The sequence below is a fragment of the Rhodanobacter aciditrophus genome (genome assembly GCF_042679525.1).
Classification (GTDB): Bacteria; Pseudomonadota; Gammaproteobacteria; order Pseudomonadales; family Marinomonadaceae; genus Marinomonas; species Marinomonas aciditrophus.
Window position 1 is genome coordinate 64,192 of the sequence record NZ_JBHTMN010000007.1, and the last position, 16,672, is coordinate 80,863.

Below are 16,672 nucleotides of genomic sequence, written 5' to 3' on the forward strand. Positions count from 1 at the left end.
ACAGAAGGTCAGAATTAACCTCGAAGTTGGCATAATGTTGAGTTACATTGTTTTACAGGTGAGCGGCGAACTCGCTAGTACAACAAAATTCTTGAAAACCAATTATCCAAATCGAACCAATCTGAAAGGACACAATAATGAACGCAAAACGTTATTTTGCTCAGTTTGCCCTGTCGGGTGTCGTGGTTGCTTTGGCAGGCTGTTCTGTCATGACCACCGAACAAGAAACACCCATGTGGGAAACCGGCAAGGAATACCACCTGACTATTCTTCACACCAATGACCATCACGGTCGCTTCTGGGAAAACCGCAACGGCGAGTACGGCATGGCAGCGCGTAAGACGCTGGTGGACAACATCCGTGAAGAAGTGGCGTTAGAAGACGGCAACACCTTGTTGCTATCCGGTGGTGACATCAACACTGGCGTCCCGGAATCGGACCTACAAGATGCAGAGCCTGATTTTAAAGGCATGAACATGCTGCAATACGATGCCATGGCCCTTGGTAACCACGAGTTCGATAATCCTATTGAAGTCCTCAGACAACAACACGAGTGGGCTGGTTTCCCATTCCTATCTGCCAACATCATCGACGACAGCACTGGCGAGCCATTGTTTGATGCTTACAAGATCTTCACTGTCGATGACCTGCGCGTGGCGGTTGTGGGTTTCACCACAGACGATACCGCTAAGATTGGCAACCCAGAATACCTAACAGGCCTGACCATTAAAAAGCCCGTAGATGTGGCCACAGACCTAATCCCTGAGCTGCGCAAAAAAGCCGACCTAGTGGTCGCAGTAACACACATGGGTCACTACGATAACGGCAACTATGGTGGCAACGCACCAGGGGACGTTACCCTAGCACGCAGTGTGCCGGGCATTGATGTGATCGTCGGCGGTCACTCCCAAAACCCATTGTTTGAGCCAGACGTACAAAGCGGCACCTTAATTCTTCAAGCCCACGAATGGGGCAAATACGTTGGTCGTTTAGACATGACCATCGTTGACGGACAGATCACTGCTTCAGACTACGAGCTGATCCCAGTGAACTTGAAGAAGAAAGTGAAAAAAGCGGACGGCACCAGCGAGCGCGTTTTCATCGATAAAGAAATCGCCAAAGATCCAGCCATGCTAGCCATGCTTCAGCCTTACCAAGACATTGGCCAAGAGAAACTAAACGTAGAAATTGGCTTCACCGATGGCAAACTGATCGGCGAACGCGGCATCGTACGCTCTGAAGAGACCAACCTAGGTAACCTGATCGCTGCTGGCATGATGCAAAAGGTCAACGCTGACGTAGCCATCATGAACGCAGGCGGCATCCGTGATGACATCCCAGCAGGGGTTGTATCCTACAAGTCTGTGCTACAGGTTCAGCCATTTGGTAATGCCCTAGCCTACGTTGACCTAACAGCGGCAGAGCTAACGGATTACCTATCCGCTGCTGCCAGCAAAGAAGCCGGTTCTGGCGCATTTGCTCAGTTCCAAGGGGTTTCTCTGGTACTACAGGATGGCAAGGCCACTAACATCAAAGTGGGTGGCAAAGCCCTTGAAGAGGGCCGCACTTACCGTCTAGCGGTCAACAGCTTCACAGCGTCTGGCGGTGACGGTTACCCGAAAATCACTGATCACCCGAACTACGTGAACTCTGGTTACGTGGATGCGGATGTGTTGGTTGAGTACATCCAAGATTACTCACCCATTTCCGTATCAAATTACGCTCCAACAGGTGATGTTGTCCGTTAATTCGGAATCGACATCTGCTTTTTAAGCACCCACAAAAAAACCCACCTTAAGGTGGGTTTTTTAATGGCTAACCACTCATTGGAGGGACTTACCGAGCGTAGGTAAGCGTCCATGTAAGTGGCTTTGGTAACTTCTCTGACACCAAGGTAGCGGTGTAGGACACCTCACCGTTTTCGGTCAACTGCCATACATTGGTTCGTACACCCCGCTCCGATGCCAGAGTGGTCTCGATTCGGCCATCCGCATATTGGAAAGTGCCACGAATCTCCCTGTCATCGTCCCCTTTCAATAAGGTCTCGCCAGACAGATTGAGCGTCACAGGGTCTTGGTCATCGCATTGCCAAGTAAACTGCTGCGCATCAGATTGCAGTTGCCACTGCTGACACACCACGGTTTCCTTCTCTAATGCCCCACGGGCCAAACCTCGGATAAAGAAATTCATCTCTTTTACCACCGAGTCCACCGCCGCCTCTAACGTGGCTTGGGTATTACCTGCTTGCTGCAATTGCCAGTCACCGTCTAGGGCCGTTTGAGCGGAGACAGACGTGGCGCACAAGGCGCTAAAGGCAATGGTTAGGATTTTGTTATTGTTCATTTTTTGCTCCTCTTCCTTTGTGCATCATGTCATATCTGCCTAGATCGACCATGAACGATAACCGCCGATAACAATGACATTTGCGCTCACGTAGACTACTTTAGGCGCAAAAAAGGGAGCCGCAGCTCCCTTTGTAAAACCCTATAAACTGATTCTCTCCGGCTTAAGCCGACTCTTTGTCTTCAAACAATGCCTTGCGCTGAAGCTCAATGATCTCGCTGATGCCTTTACGAGCCACTGCCAACATGCCGACCATGTGCTCATCACTAAAGGCTTCGCCTTCTGCGGTGCCTTGAATCTCGATGAAGCCACCTTTGTCGTTCATGATCACGTTCATATCCGTTTCAGCACTGGAGTCTTCTGGGTAATCCAAATCCAACACAGGCGTACCTTTATAAACGCCAACAGAGATGGCAGCGATCTGAGACACGATTGGGTTCTCTTTGATCTTCTTGTTCGCCACCAGCTTCGCCACCGCATCCGCCAAGGCCACAAAACCACCAGAAATGGACGCAGTTCGAGTACCGCCGTCCGCTTGAATCACATCACAGTCAATGGTGATAGTGTTTTCACCCAGCTTTTTCAGGTCAATCGCCGCACGCAAAGAACGACCAATCAAACGCTGAATCTCCACCGTACGGCCAGTTTGTTTACCACGTGCCGCTTCGCGATCCACACGACTGTGGGTAGAACGTGGCAACATGCCGTATTCAGCCGTAATCCAACCTTGTCCTTTGCCTTTTAAGAAACGCGGCACACCAGGGACGACAGACGCAGTACAAATCACTTTCGTATCACCGCACTCCACCAGCACGGAACCTTCCGCATGCTTAGTAAAGTTACGAGTAAATTTCATCGGACGTAATTGATCTGCCGCTCTACCACTTGGACGCATATACAAACTCTCTGTTGTTTTACTATTTGAATGGCCGCAATTATAACGAACCTAGCCCAGATTGCCTTCCCATCTTGGTGCAAAAAATGAAAAAGGCCCAGATGTCACAAAAACCACAGAGTGTCCTGACGCAGCAATCCCACTTGCGGTACACTAGCGCCATGTTTCATTTAAGCCGCTAGGAATCTCTATGACTGCGAGTATGACCGCCTTTTCACGCCAAGAAGCCGTGTACGATTGGGGCACCATCAGCTGGGAAATCCGCTCCGTAAACCAACGCTACCTTGAGCCACACTTTCGCCTGCCTGAGCAATTCCGCGAGCTTGAATTCAGCTTCCGTGACACCCTACGTAAAAAGCTCAACCGCGGTAAAGTAGAATGCCAACTGCGCTTCTACGCCGAAGACACTGCCGCCAAAGGCCTAAACATCAACGCTGAAAACGCCCAAGCTCTTGCGAACGCCGTGAAAGAGCTAGGCACATGGTTCGATGGCATCAAGACCCCTTCACCACTGCAAATCCTGCAATGGCCGGGCATCTTAAGCGACGACAGTGCCGATGCTGATGAAATGAAAAAGGCCGTCGTAGCCTTGTTTAACAAAGCACTGGATGAAATGATCGAAGTGCGTAAACGGGAAGGCCAACAACTGAACGTCATCATCGAAGAACGCCTCGACAGCATCGACGCCATCGTCGCGGACGTAAAAGAAAAACTGCCGACCATCATCGCCGCGCAAAAACAAAACCTACTGGAAAAACTCGAAGCCGCACAAGTCGAACTCGACCCCATGCGAGTGGAAGCGGAAATCGTCATGCTGGCGCAAAAAGCCGACGTGGCCGAAGAAGTGGATCGCCTAGCCACACACACCAAAGAAGTGCGCCGCCAGCTTAAAGAAAAAGGCCCCATCGGCCGCCGCCTAGACTTCCTAATGCAAGAACTCAACCGCGAAGCAAATACGCTATCGTCTAAATCGATTGTGGTGGAGACAACCAATAGCGCAGTGGAATTGAAGGTCTTGATTGAGCAAATGAGAGAGCAGATTCAGAATATTGAGTAATTTCGATTAGTCAGTGGATAGCGATGCTATCCACTTGATCCAATCTACCCCACCGCCAGCTTCGCTGCCTGTTGCCACATAAAGTTTGGTATCGGCGTGTTCAACTGCCATGTAATGCTCATCGGTTGTGAGCCGGTGTGCGACACATATTCCACTTCTCCATAGTTCACGAAGCCCATGGTGCGGCCATATTCATCCTTGGTTTGCTCTCGGACAAATAGAAACAGGCGTTTACCGATTACTCGATGATTTACGTAGTCCTTTCCTCGACCGCGGTCAGGTCGTGCGCTGTTCTGTGATTGCCAATGAAACAACTGCTCGTTGATCGCATAGTCATGGTACATAGTCGTCGGTGAAAACTGTTTTTCGTTCTTATCTAAGGTAACAAACAACAGTTCGATATTTTGTTCTGCGATGACAAAAACACCTTCTCGTGCTGGCGGTTGTCTATCAAATGTAGTTGCACCAAATGCCGCTAATATCTGCTCTCTTGCATAGCGGGCATGCACTTTAAGAGGAACATCTGGTAGGCCACACATTTCCAATAATTCGTGTTTGATCCGTGCAAGTTGCCAGCGAATAACATCAGCAAGTTCCTGTGCTACACCTAGGTGGCTGAGCTGCTTAATACTCTGCGCTAACGACGCAAAACCTGCGTCGGGACCCGGCTTTTGCCAGAAGTCATAATGACACATCGCCGCACGGCGATCGTTGACGTGAACATCAGCGAAGTCAGTCTCACAAAGCTGCCCAAGAAAGTTTAAATAGCTATGATCGTCACAGGTGAGAATGCGATTATGAATTGCTTTGCGCACTATTTTAAAGGCATCGTCTATTCGCGCATTCTCTTTGACTTCATCTTTGGCGCTCGCCACTAACTCCGCCCAACTGCCACGTTTGTACAATTCATTTAAGTCAATGTGTGGATGCTGTGCGATAAAGTTCGTCAGCGTCAAAGGTTCCGTAGAATGCTGTGGGAATTGGCGAATCATAGCCGTCAGGCGGCTATTAGTCAGTGTTGCTTGGCGAATATTACTGAGCACCATTTCCTGAGTGCGTTTACTCAGTTCAATACGACAGCCCAGCGGTGCATGAGGAAAACCTTGCTTGATTTCATCACTGATTGCTTTCGGACTTCGCCCTACTAACGCTCTGAATTTATTAGCAAAATCATACTCTGGTTTGGAATTACCAACGAAATCCAACACAGTGCAACACTCTTTGCCTTCCGCCAAGCGCAGACCTCGACCGAGTTGTTGCAAGAAAATCGTGAGACTTTCTGTAGGACGTAAAAACAACAAGGTATCGACTTCGGGAATATCGACGCCTTCATTGAAGATATCAACCACGCACAGTACATTGATTTGGCCACTTCGTAAGACCTGTTGCTTCTGCTGACGCTGATCGCTGTTCTCACTGGTTAAAATATCCGCCTTAATACCCTTTAGGAGAAATTGCTTGGTCATGTAGTCCGCGTGTTCACGACTGACACAGAATGCTAAAGCCTTCATTTGGCTGATATCGGTTACGATCTCCTGCAAACTTAGCACGATCTTATCAACACGAGCTTGATTATGAGTATATAGGTTAGTCAGTTGCCCGATGTCATAACGTCCACGGCTCCATGCAACCTTGCGTAAGTCCGTATCATCATCGATACCAAAATACTGGAATGGCGATAAATGGCGGCGATTAATCGCTTCCGGCAAACGAATTTCAGCTGCGATCACACCACCAAAATCCGCTAAGATATCGCCACCATCGTGACGTTCGGGCGTTGCGGTCAAACCGAGTAAAAGGCTCGGCTGAAAGTACGCTAATACCGCTCGATAGCTATTTGCTTTAATGTGATGAACTTCATCAATGACGATGTAATCGTAGTAATCAGGCGTCAGGTTGAACTGTTCTAACTGATTATTCAGCGTTTGAATGGATACAAACAGCTGACGATAATGAGCAGGAGCGTGGCTGCCAACCCATAGTTCTCCAAACGAGCCATCGCGAAGCACGCCTCGATACGCCGAACGAGCTTGCTTTAGAATCTCTTCTCGGTGCGCCACAAACAAAAAGGTCGCGTTTGGTTTGTCCTTTAAAAAACGCGCGAAATCAAACGCCGAGATCAATGTTTTTCCTGTACCGGTCGCGGCGACAACCAGATTGCGAAAGCGCTGATGCAGAAGACGCTCAACGGCAAGCTGCTCCAAGATTTCGCTCTGATGGGGAAACGGTGTGATATCAAAGAAATGCGCCGCGCTTTGCTCGTCACTACCGCGCTGTTGTCGCAAGGCACGGTTCAGCTTTTCCGTACTGCTGGCATCGCCATCAAAGCGCTCAAATTCATTCGATGCCCAATAGGTCTCAAAGGTGCTGAGCGACTTATCAATTATATGAGGAATTTCTTGGGAAGTGATTTTCAAATTCCACTCAAGGCCGTTAGTGAGCGCCGAGTGAGACAGATTAGAAGAGCCAATATAGCCCGTGTGATAGCCCGTATTGCGTAAGAATAAATAGCTCTTGGCGTGCAAACGTTCACGCTCGGTGTTGTAGCTAAGCTTCACTTCTGTATTAGGTAAGCTCGCTAAATACTCCACCGCCTTAGCATCGGTAGCGCCCATGTAAGACGTGGTGATGACCTTTAGCTCACGGCCACTTGCGGTAAACGCTTCCAGCTCTTTGCGAAAGATGCGAATACCGGCCCATTTGATGAACGACACCAGCCAGTAAATTTTATCTGCGGATAAGATTTCGCGTTTTAGCTCAGACTCTAGTGACAGTCCAGCATTGCTACCGCAAAACAGCTCGCTTTGAGTAAGGCCGGTTAACGGGAAAATGTCTTCAACATACTGCTTAAGATTGGCTGCAACAGGGTTTTCCAGTTCATATAAAGCCGTTAGGATTTTACCTTGGCTATTGATTAGGTTCTCTTCGATCAGGCTATCATCCTGTAAACGCTCTTTAAGCCAAAGTAACAGTTCATTGGATAGCGCGATTTGCTGCTGCAGCTTTCCATCTCCATTCGGTACAGACCCGATAGCATATTCGAGAATATTCGACAGAAAACGCGACAGCCACAGCGAGGCTTCGTTACTAGTGAGTATTCGCTCGCCCACATAAAAACGCTCACGATCCAGACGCTTTTCAACCAGTTGTGTAATCAACTGCTCGTAAATACCCGACTGCTGCATAAAATCCCTTTAACGCCTATTCAATCAATAATGTCACTATATTCCCATATCTCAGCCGAAACCGGGAATACAGTCCCACTTTTACCAATACAGCGGTATGCTTCGTAAGTGCGTATCAATCGCTGTAATCATTGATTTGGTCAGCGGCAGATGGGCTTTCTCTTTGGCCCAAAAGACACCTTGGCGGTTTTGCGCTAACACGCCCACCGACACAATTTCGCCCGTTGAGAGAGTGCGCCCGTTGAGAGAGTGCGCCCCACATTCAACTTTTGGATGGAATTAAAGCTCATCTTTAAGCACCTCATCTATGCTGGTAGGTAAAGCAGAACGATCAAGGTTAGCTTGCGTTAGATGATAAAGCCTATCGAGCGAATCCAGCGATTGCCATAAAAGAAGCAGTTGGCGAAATGAAATTTGTCCGGTGAGTTCAAACTTTTTAATTGTCGAAGCCGGTACACAACTACGCTGGGCCAGCGCCTCTCGCGATAGCTTCTCTTGTTTTCGTAAGCCTCGCAGATAAGTAGCAAAAGCTTGGCTTACATCCGTATCATCTAAAATTGAAAAGTTCATACAAAACCAAAATAGACACAATAATATCCAAAATGAATCAGGATAATTACTACATGATTCAAGAAGAATGCTAAGCACTGATGCTTTGCGCCAGACGAGACAGGTAAATTAGGGTTATTCATGGCTCATATCTAAGAAATGAGCCATTGATAATTCAATGAGTGGTCAATAAAAATGCATCATTGGGCAATAATCAGCTTTGTACCAGATTGTTGGAACAGTGTTTCATAGGCTGGTTCAGGAGATACGTCTGTAATGCATAGATCAAACTCTGATAAATTGGCTATTTTAAGCGCACCGCGTTTACGAAACTTAGATGAATCAAGTAATAGAATGCGACATGCTGCAGATGACATCATCGCCTTTTTAACCGCAACTTTTTCAACGTCGTAATCCAGTACTGCTCCAGACTCATCCAGACCGGACGCTCCAATCAACGCAATATCTGCAAAATAGCCTTTAATCTCCTCACACGTTTTCACACCGGTCAAAGAGCCATCCGCGCCGTGCAACGTTCCCCCGGTCACAATGACATTATGTTTGCTACCCAACGCCGCAAAGGTCATGGCAGCAGATAGATTATGAGTAATGATTTGACGCCTTTCTAAAACGGCCATTGCTGAAGCGACCTGATCACAAGTGGTTCCGATGTCAATGAAACAACTCTCCACTCTATCCATGTATTGAATCGCCGTCGCAGCAATACGTGATTTAGCATCATTCATAATTTCTGACTTAAACCGGTATCCCAAGCGCACATTGTTATCCGCTTCAGTAACACCACCATGAAAGCGCTGTAACAAATTATCCTCGCACAACTTTTTAAGATCTCGGCGAATGGTCGGCTGAGAGCAACTTAACTGAGCCGCTAAAAATTCAATTGAGGCATAGCCCTGCTGGCGCACTATTTCTAATAGTTTTTGGTGTCGAACTTGAGACAAATGACGATCTCCAAATTGTCATAATGAGCAGTTACGATCAAATTAAAGAACCAAACTACCATTCTGATTTATTCTGATTAAGAGCCATAACACTAATATGAACACTCTATATTCTATTGAACCAAAAACAAACCATCTGCTTTGCAACAATAACCCAACACTTATTCGTTTGATCAATTCAGACAGCCCATTAGCAACTACGCTGACTCAGTGTCATAACCACTATGAGATACTCAAGCTTATTCGCCAGTCCCCTAATGAAGCTCAAATGCCACCAGTTGGGGTGATCGGACCAAAAGACGCCACTGACAAACAATACCAAGTAGCGGAGTCTCTAGGAGAAAACCTTGCAACTCTGGGGCTAACAGTAATTTGTGGTGGAAGAAATGGTGTTATGGAGGCCGTTTGCAAGGGGGTATTCAAGGGAAAAGGCCAATCGATCGGGCTGCTCCCTGGTGAGCACTGGCATGAAGCAAACCCTTACTTAACGGTGCCTATCGCTACTAATTTGGGTGCTGCGCGCAACTCACTTATTGCCCAAGCGGCCTTCAGCTTGATCGCAGTAGGAGGTGGATACGGTACCACCACAGAAATGGCGTATGGCCTCCATTATGGAAAAGCAGTTTTTGCCACAGCCGAGGCCCCACATATTGAAGGCGTTCAATATCATCTAAATATTGAGGAGATTGTAGAGCAAGTCGTTAACCAGCTATTTGATCAACGCTCCTTCAGCGTTCCCTCTATGCCGTAAATATTTTATTCATCGATACGTCACGAAGACGTAACACTAAAAGAACACGATCAATATAAATCAATTTGATCGTTTTTAGTCATGAAGAAAATTACGTATCTCTACATAATTTACCTACTTTTGCCCATCTTCCTTTTGGCTGTGGGTTCATTTGGCCAAAGCTGGATGAATACCCTTCTGCCAAAAGGGTTTACTTTAGATTGGTATTTAGAGCTATTGCATTCGACTTCGTATCGAAACGCTTTGCTAATGAGCCTTCAAGTTTGTGTAACCGTTTGCCTAGTGAATCTGCTCGTTGTTGCACCTTTGGTCTACACACTACAACTATTAAATGCCTCTTGGATAAAATCGCTGTTTCGTATATCAGCCCTAATGCCCATTGCCGTACCAGAGCTTGTGATTGGCTTCGGCTTTATCCTCGCATTCAGCTCTAGCACCTTACCTTGGTTAGGCAGCACCTGGTTATTAATCATTGGGCATTGGGTTCTTACGTTCCCCTATTTTTTCTTCAGCCTTTCGGCAGATATAGAAAAATCTCCCTTAAAAACACTAGATCGAGTAGCGCAATCCTTCGGCGCGAGCGCTTTAAAACGTTTTGTTACTGTGTTTCTGCCACTTGCGTCGCAATCCATACTAACCGGACTCCTAACCGTTGCCGCGATTTCGCTTGGGGAATTTCAACTTAGTAACTTAATCGCCGGCTTTATGAATCGCACATACCCTACGCTGTTACTTCAGGCATTCTATGGTGCAACAGGGCTCGCATGCGCGGCAACAATCATTCTGCTCTTATTGGCAACGTTCATCTCTTTAACTTCCAACTTTCTGAATTGGTCACACTCTAAAGGGCGCCTCCAATGATTGAATTCCGCTCTGTTTCTTTTAACTACCCAAATACTGATGTTGGTGTTCACGATATTTCGTTATCAATTAAAAGCGGGGAGCTATTGGCAATACTCGGCAAAAGCGGTTGCGGAAAATCTACTTTATTAAAGCTTCTAGCTGGATTTGAGCAGCCGCATTCTGGGCAAATAATTATTCACGGGAAAGACCAAGCTCACACACCTTGCTCGAGAAGAAAGCTAGGCATCGTTTTTCAGGACTATTCCCTATTCCCCCATTACAACGTTTTCAAGAACGTAATGTATCCGCTTAAGATCAATAACACCCCAAATGCGCGTCAAAAAGCACTTACTATGATAGAGCTAGTGGGGCTTTCTGGATTAGAAAGTCATTTACCTCATGAGCTCTCAGGAGGTCAAAAACAGCGAGTAGCATTGGCCAGGGCATTGGTTTTTGAGCCTCAGGCGCTGCTCTTAGATGAACCCCTATCAGCTCTTGACGCTTCTCTACGACACGAAATGCGTGAAGAAATAACCAAAATCCAAAAAGCACTCAATATAACAACCTTCCTCATCACACATGATCAAGAGGAGGCAATGACGATGGCCGATCAAGTGGCGGTAATGGAACAAGGCAGAATCCAACAATGCGGTTCACCTATAGATGTTTACAACAGCCCAGCCTCAGTTGAAGTAGCTCGTTTTGTTGGTCGTGCAAACGTTATCCCCGGCATCGCGGTCAGCAAAGGCATTATCAAGACAGCATTAGGAGACATTCAATCACATCAAGATAAATTAACTCCAAATCAACCAGTTACGCTTGTCATCCGTCCAGAAAGTATTCTTTGTTCCCCGGCAGAAGCCACCATTAATCGATTATCTGTTAGAGCGATTGAACACCAGCAGTTTCTGGGTCACACGATGGCATATCAGCTAAATGTATGCGGCCAATCCTTAGTTGTTTATAGCCAACCTTTAGCAGCTCCTATTACTCAAATCGCCATTCCGGCGGAATCGATTCACATCATTTAACGACGGAGAGTTTCAATGAAATCTTTTAAATCGGCGCTAACCGCGACTCTAATCATGTTAGCTCCCCTTTGCGGTGCGGCTCAATCACTGACTGGTCCTGAGTTGTACTCTGGAGAGCAAGCTCAATATGATAAGGCCATTAAAGAAGGGATTGTGGTTTCCTTTGATACTGGGCCAACTTGGGCCAACTGGGGGAACATGTTCAGTGCGTTCAAACAACGTTACCCGGGCATGGAGATCGTCTATAACGACTTGGGCTCAGCTGCGACTGTTGTCGCTCTAGAAAAATCAAAACACCGCCCTCAGGCTGATACAGCATACTACTTCGGCGCGTCTGCTATTGATGCGCAAGATAAAGATTTGTTACAAGGATTTAAACCCACTAACTTTGAGAAAATCCCTTCTGTTTTTAAAGACCCAGAAGGTAAGTGGTTTACTATCCATACATTAAATGTCGCCTTTCTAGTCAACAAGAAGCTTGTTGAAAACATCCCAACCTCTTGGGACGATCTAAAGCGCCCTGAATACAAAAATAGCATCGTCTATCAAGATCCACGCACAACGGGCCAAGGACAAGTAGTGGTCTTGGCCGCAAATGAAGCTCAGAAAGGTGACATGTCCAACATTTCTCCCGGCGCTGAATACTTCGGAGAACTACAAACTAGCGGAAATACGCTAAGAGTCGTTGGAACCACCCCATATGCGCAGTTTATTAAGGGGGAAATCCCTATTTGGATTGGTTACGAAAATGATGGTCTTAAAGCCATGGTTAAAGATGGGATGGGGGATGACATTGCGGTTATCATTCCTAAAGAAGCCTCCCTTGCTGCACCCTATGCTATTTCAATGGTGAAAAATGGGCCTAACCCTGAGTCAGCAAAATTATGGCTAAACTTCGTCATGTCCAGTAAAGGACAAGGGATTTTCGCAGAAGGGTTTGTTCGCCCTGTGTTAACAGATATGACTTTACCGAAGTCTGTCCAAGATAAACTAGTCAAAGCCCCACAGATTCGACCACTTGATTTAAAAGCGGCCGCTAAAATAAAGCCACAACTTGATAAAGAATGGGCTGAAGCAGTCTTAAACCGTTAGGGAAAACCGTATGAAGTTCGAACAATGGAGAACCCTAATAAGCATCGCTCCTGGGTTATTGGGTTACATCCTATTCTTCTGCTTTCCCGTTGCATTTGTGTTCTCGGAGGCGCTTGTAGCGCCTCTTGAGACATTCAACAGAATGATATCGGATAGCTACCTAATCGGAAGTATCCAAGGCAGCCTAATACTTGCCCTAACATCATCTATCACCTCCCTATTAGTGGCACTTTGTATTGCTCGATTTTTAAGTCAATGCAAACCTTTAACAAGACAATGGTTAAGCGTAGGCATTGCTTTACCACTGGTTTTTAGCGGGCTAATCGTTGCCTATGGCTTTATCTTAACATTCGGAAGAGCAGGCTTTGTGACTCAACTTCTGGGTTACGCAGGGATCCCAGAAGCCAGTTTTGGCACTTTGATTTTTACACCTTTTGGGCTTGCGATTGCGTACTGCTATTACTTAATCCCCAGAGCTGTATTTATTTTGCTGCCTGTTATGCTGAACTTTAACTGGCAACAAATGAAAGTCTCAGAAAGCCTAGGGGCCTCAAAATGGCAAAGCTATCGCTATATATTTCTCCCACAGCTTTACCCTGCCATGATTACCTCAGTCTGTGTAATGATATCCGTTGCACTAGGTGCCTACGGTACAGCATTAGCTCTATCCGGAACCCAGCTCAATATTTTACCTCTTACTCTGTATAGTAAAATCTCAGATGGCGGCACTGACTTCCCAGTTGTAGGCATGCTCTCAATTCTGCTGGTGACCCTATGCGTTGCTTTCACCCTATTAGCCGAATGGTTCAGACATAAATACCAGTTTGGAATAAAACCTTCTTGAATTCTGACGCAGTCAGCTGGCACCAGATACCTATCTGTAATAGCTACAACAGCAAGGTTTTAGACAAAAAAGAGTCGGCATTTGCCGACTCTTTAGATACAAACTGGGATACGCTCTAAAGCGAGGGCTTACGCCTTCGTCTCGATATAATCCAGTGCCGCTTGCAGAGCCTCTTCTCGAGAAGCGCAATCATCGTTGCCCGCTGAGATGAGATGCATCATTTGGAACTTGTCTAACTGCTCCCGGGTGCGCTTATTAGGACACAACAGGAAGACTTCACAGTTGGCGTCATTGGCATCTTTGATGGCGTTTTCTAACGCTAAGCCGACGGTAACATCGATCATGGGGACGTCGCTGAGGTCGAGGATCATCACATCATAATCTGCAATACTGGCGTGCTGGCGCGAGATGGCTTTGGAGACACTGAAAATCATAGGACCCGACAAGTAGAAAAACAGCACCTTGCCTTGGGCTTTGTCGAGCATGGCACGCTCTTCATCCGTAAGGGGCACACTGTTGTTATCCGAGTCACTGATGGCTTTTACTTGGCGCGTTTGCTCGCGGCTCAACTTCTCGATAATGATGATATTGGAGATGAAAACCCCCAACCCCACCGCAGCGATCAAGTCGACGAAAACCGTCAATAACATCACCCCGTACATGATTGCCATGCCAGATAAGCTGACCTTGTGAGCACGCTGTAAGAAGCTCCAATCCAAAATATTAAAGCCCACATACACAGCAATACCGGCCAACACTGCCATGGGAATAGGCTCAGTCAAACCGCCTGCAATCAAGACCACCAGCGCCAAAACTAAGGCACGAACAATCCCTGAAACAGGAGAACGTGCTCCCACTTGAATATTGGTCACAGTGCCCATGGTGGCACCCGCACCCGGTAGAGCGCCAAACAAACCAGAGATCATGTTGGCTAACCCTTGGCCACGCAGCTCCTTATCGGAGTCGTGTTCTTCACGGGTCAAAGAGTCACCGATGACAGCCGTTAACAAGGTATCAATACACCCCAAGGTGCCGAGCACTAAGGCATCGACCACCATTTTGGTGAAGATTTCAGCGTTAAAGTGGGGCAGATTTAAAGAAGGCAAACCGGAAGGAATCTCGCCAATGCGGCGAATGCTATCGGTATCGAACAGAATCACTGAGATCAAAGTCACCGCAACCAATGCCACCAACTGAGCGGGAACGTACTTACGGTATTTTTTCGGGAAGAAAAACAGAGTCCCCAGGGTGAGTAGCCCCAATAGCAGCTCACTCCACTTCATATTGGCAAGAATGTCAGGGATGGCCGCCAAGGTACCACCGACACCCCCCGGCGGTGCGGGCAAGCCTAACAGCGGCGACAGCTGTAAGATAATCAAGATCACGCCAATGCCGGACATAAAGCCAGACACTACGCTATAGGGCATCAAGGTGACGTACTTACCCAGCTTTAACCAGCCCAACAGCATTTGGAAAGCACCAGCCATCATCACCACGGTAAAGGCCATGGCCATGCCTGTTTCGGGGTACTCGGCCATCATGTTGGTGAGTACTGCCGTCATGATCACCGTCATCGGGCCGGTTGGTTCAGAGATTAGCGTGGTGGAGCCACCAAACAGCGCAGCAAAAAAGCCCACCATGATCGCGCCCCAAAGGCCAGCTTCCGCCCCTGCCCCAGAAGCCACACCAAACGCCAGCGCCAATGGCAAAGAGATAATTGCGGTGGTCACCCCTCCAAATACATCCCCTTTCAAATCAAACGCGGCAAAACGCTGAGAATCTAACAACGAAACCCCCCAATGGTCGTGATCATGAGTCTTTTAGAATACGGCTTAAAACCTTGTAAGGATAACATATTACTGGCGGTTTCAGGCAGACAAAGTCACGGTAATTCGCCACACGAACCCTGAAGAAGTCAGAAACTTAGCGCTTTTTCAGGACCAGATAGCAAAAGAGGAAGAAGCCATGCGGGCAAAAAAAAGGCTCTTATGAAAAGAGCCTGATACAAGGGTGTTGTCTTTAAAAGGCCCGTTTAACGCGAGTCACCTTATAAATAACATCTTCTGCATTTTGGACACCTGCTTTTAATTGCTCCTGCGCCCAACGACGCTGGATGGCAGGGTAGTTGGTCAAGCGACCCCATTGGTCTACTTCTTCATCAGTCATTATTCGGATCTCGGCCCCCTCTGCACGCAACTTGCTGACCATGGTATCGAACTCTTCATCCATGTTACGCCCTTGCTGGCGGTAGGCGCGTGATGCGGCACGTTTGATGGCATCCTTGTCAATTTGCTCTAAGGCGTCGTAGGCGGTTTTGTTCATCGCTACCACATACAAATGCCCGAGCCACATGCTTTTGGACACCAATGCATAAGGTGCTTTCTCATGGAGCTTTAGGTTATAGGCGCTGTCAATATTGACGTATATACCGTCCAAGCGACCATCTTCCAGCATATCGTATATTTCAGGACTCCAATGGGTACGAACTGGCTCAGCCCCTGCTTCTCGTAAATAATCTAAATGCCAGAAGCTCGCGGAGCGCCATTTTTGACCTTGAATATCGTTGATGTCATTAACGGGTTTGGTGCTAAAAAAACCAACTGGGTAACCGGTACTGAGGAAGATGGGCTCAAGGTTGTTGTCACGAAACTCCTGCTCAAATTCGGGAACACTTTCAAAAATATCACGAAATAAAGTGACCTGATCTTGTCCACTTGGCCCTGTTGGGTAGCTCTTAAATATTTGTGACAGGGGCAATTCTTTTGCCGTGTACTCAGGCACTATGGTGCTGATGTTGACCGTCTTGCCCTCTTTTAACGTCGGCAAGGCTTCATAGGCAATGGCCAGCTCTCCATTCCAATGATCGTCAATGTTAAGACGGCCGTTGGATTCTTGTTCAATGGCCGGGAACAAGACTTCTTTTAGGAAGGTCGTTCGCATTTGTCCTAATGGTTGATGATCGCTATAGATTAGATCTTCGCCCATGGCACCAACACTCGCCACACTCAATGCCGCCCACAGGGATGACTGTAATAATGGTTTTTTCCAATGACTCATTTAAAGGTTCCTATCGTTTGATTTTAAATAAATGAACGTTCATTTATTTAAAATAACAGCCAA

At 47.1% G+C, this 16,672-nt stretch carries 14 protein-coding genes; 7 read left to right on the plus strand and 7 right to left on the minus strand.

Translation table 11 applies throughout. From position 1 onward, the window contains the following. Window positions 1-137: 137 nt before the first annotated feature. Window positions 138-1,748, plus strand: coding sequence for a bifunctional UDP-sugar hydrolase/5'-nucleotidase UshA (ushA, locus tag ACFQ45_RS05690; protein WP_377366023.1), 1,611 nt, complete (start codon window positions 138-140; stop codon window positions 1,746-1,748). 88 nt (window positions 1,749-1,836) lie between these two features. Here the strand turns inward: ushA and ACFQ45_RS05695 are convergent, their stop codons facing one another. Then, entirely contained in the window at window positions 1,837-2,343 is a 507-nt protein-coding gene (locus ACFQ45_RS05695) for a hypothetical protein (protein ID WP_377366024.1), read from the minus strand. A 163-nt stretch (window positions 2,344-2,506) separates the two neighbouring features. After that, complete coding sequence (gene rph, locus ACFQ45_RS05700) at window positions 2,507-3,238, minus strand: ribonuclease PH (RefSeq protein ID WP_377366025.1); 732 nt, start codon at window positions 3,236-3,238, stop codon at window positions 2,507-2,509. 190 nt (window positions 3,239-3,428) lie between these two features. Here rph and ACFQ45_RS05705 point away from each other — a divergent pair, with 190 nt between their 5' ends. Continuing rightward, the gene (locus ACFQ45_RS05705) at window positions 3,429-4,295 is read left to right on the plus strand and encodes a YicC/YloC family endoribonuclease (RefSeq protein ID WP_377366026.1); all 867 of its coding nucleotides are present in this window, start codon (window positions 3,429-3,431) and stop codon (window positions 4,293-4,295) included. Between the two features lie 44 nt (window positions 4,296-4,339). Here ACFQ45_RS05705 and ACFQ45_RS05710 read toward each other — a convergent pair whose 3' ends face one another. The 3 genes from ACFQ45_RS05710 to ACFQ45_RS05720 all read right to left on the minus strand — a co-directional run bounded on the left by ACFQ45_RS05710 (window position 4,340) and on the right by ACFQ45_RS05720 (window position 8,991). Beyond that, window positions 4,340-7,480: a DUF3427 domain-containing protein gene (locus ACFQ45_RS05710; RefSeq protein WP_377366027.1), complete on the minus strand. Its 3,141-nt coding sequence runs from the start codon at window positions 7,478-7,480 to the stop codon at window positions 4,340-4,342. Window positions 7,481-7,759: 279 nt separating this feature from the next. Next, a complete protein-coding gene (locus ACFQ45_RS05715; RefSeq protein ID WP_377366028.1) occupies window positions 7,760-8,050 on the minus strand; it encodes a helix-turn-helix domain-containing protein in 291 nt (96 codons plus the stop codon). A 179-nt stretch (window positions 8,051-8,229) separates the two neighbouring features. Next, a complete protein-coding gene (locus ACFQ45_RS05720; protein WP_377366030.1) occupies window positions 8,230-8,991 on the minus strand; it encodes a DeoR/GlpR family DNA-binding transcription regulator in 762 nt (253 codons plus the stop codon). Window positions 8,992-9,088: 97 nt separating this feature from the next. On the opposite strand from ACFQ45_RS05720, the gene ACFQ45_RS05725 reads away from it, so the two are divergent. The 5 genes from ACFQ45_RS05725 to ACFQ45_RS05745 all read left to right on the plus strand — a co-directional run bounded on the left by ACFQ45_RS05725 (window position 9,089) and on the right by ACFQ45_RS05745 (window position 13,552). Next, complete coding sequence (locus tag ACFQ45_RS05725; protein WP_377366031.1) at window positions 9,089-9,742, plus strand: TIGR00725 family protein; 654 nt, start codon at window positions 9,089-9,091, stop codon at window positions 9,740-9,742. 81 nt (window positions 9,743-9,823) lie between these two features. Further along, window positions 9,824-10,603 (plus strand): ABC transporter permease, encoded by a 780-nt coding sequence (locus tag ACFQ45_RS05730; RefSeq protein WP_377366032.1) that lies wholly within the window; start codon window positions 9,824-9,826, stop codon window positions 10,601-10,603. Beyond that, entirely contained in the window at window positions 10,600-11,616 is a 1,017-nt protein-coding gene (locus tag ACFQ45_RS05735) for an ABC transporter ATP-binding protein (protein ID WP_377366033.1), read from the plus strand. Before ACFQ45_RS05730 ends, ACFQ45_RS05735 begins: the two co-directional genes overlap by 4 nt. A gap of 15 nt (window positions 11,617-11,631) precedes the next feature. Further along, the gene (locus ACFQ45_RS05740; protein ID WP_377366035.1) at window positions 11,632-12,708 is read left to right on the plus strand and encodes an extracellular solute-binding protein; all 1,077 of its coding nucleotides are present in this window, start codon (window positions 11,632-11,634) and stop codon (window positions 12,706-12,708) included. Between the two features lie 10 nt (window positions 12,709-12,718). Then, window positions 12,719-13,552: an ABC transporter permease gene (locus tag ACFQ45_RS05745; RefSeq protein ID WP_377366036.1), complete on the plus strand. Its 834-nt coding sequence runs from the start codon at window positions 12,719-12,721 to the stop codon at window positions 13,550-13,552. Window positions 13,553-13,680: 128 nt separating this feature from the next. Here ACFQ45_RS05745 and ACFQ45_RS05750 read toward each other — a convergent pair whose 3' ends face one another. Beyond that, window positions 13,681-15,339: a SulP family inorganic anion transporter gene (locus tag ACFQ45_RS05750; RefSeq protein ID WP_377366038.1), complete on the minus strand. Its 1,659-nt coding sequence runs from the start codon at window positions 15,337-15,339 to the stop codon at window positions 13,681-13,683. Between the two features lie 232 nt (window positions 15,340-15,571). After that, window positions 15,572-16,609 carry a TRAP transporter substrate-binding protein DctP gene (dctP, locus tag ACFQ45_RS05755; protein ID WP_377366039.1) on the minus strand — a complete coding sequence of 346 codons (1,038 nt, stop codon included), beginning with the start codon at window positions 16,607-16,609 and terminating at the stop codon, window positions 15,572-15,574. Window positions 16,610-16,672: the final 63 nt, after the last annotated feature.

Bases quoted from the DNA above. Each gene is read 5' to 3' on its own strand.
- ACFQ45_RS05695 (WP_377366024.1), bottom strand. From the start codon at position 2,343: ATGAACAATAACAAAATCCTAACCATTGCCTTTAGCGCCTTGTGCGCC.
- ACFQ45_RS05730 (WP_377366032.1), top strand. From the start codon at position 9,824: ATGAAGAAAATTACGTATCTCTACATAATTTACCTACTTTTGCCCATC.
- ACFQ45_RS05740 (WP_377366035.1), top strand. From the start codon at position 11,632: ATGAAATCTTTTAAATCGGCGCTAACCGCGACTCTAATCATGTTAGCT.
- dctP (WP_377366039.1), bottom strand. From the start codon at position 16,609: ATGAGTCATTGGAAAAAACCATTATTACAGTCATCCCTGTGGGCGGCA.
- rph (WP_377366025.1), bottom strand. From the start codon at position 3,238: ATGCGTCCAAGTGGTAGAGCGGCAGATCAATTACGTCCGATGAAATTT.
- ushA (WP_377366023.1), top strand. From the start codon at position 138: ATGAACGCAAAACGTTATTTTGCTCAGTTTGCCCTGTCGGGTGTCGTG.
- ACFQ45_RS05705 (WP_377366026.1), top strand. From the start codon at position 3,429: ATGACTGCGAGTATGACCGCCTTTTCACGCCAAGAAGCCGTGTACGAT.
- ACFQ45_RS05710 (WP_377366027.1), bottom strand. From the start codon at position 7,480: ATGCAGCAGTCGGGTATTTACGAGCAGTTGATTACACAACTGGTTGAA.
- ACFQ45_RS05715 (WP_377366028.1), bottom strand. From the start codon at position 8,050: ATGAACTTTTCAATTTTAGATGATACGGATGTAAGCCAAGCTTTTGCT.
- ACFQ45_RS05725 (WP_377366031.1), top strand. From the start codon at position 9,089: ATGAACACTCTATATTCTATTGAACCAAAAACAAACCATCTGCTTTGC.
- ACFQ45_RS05735 (WP_377366033.1), top strand. From the start codon at position 10,600: ATGATTGAATTCCGCTCTGTTTCTTTTAACTACCCAAATACTGATGTT.
- ACFQ45_RS05745 (WP_377366036.1), top strand. From the start codon at position 12,719: ATGAAGTTCGAACAATGGAGAACCCTAATAAGCATCGCTCCTGGGTTA.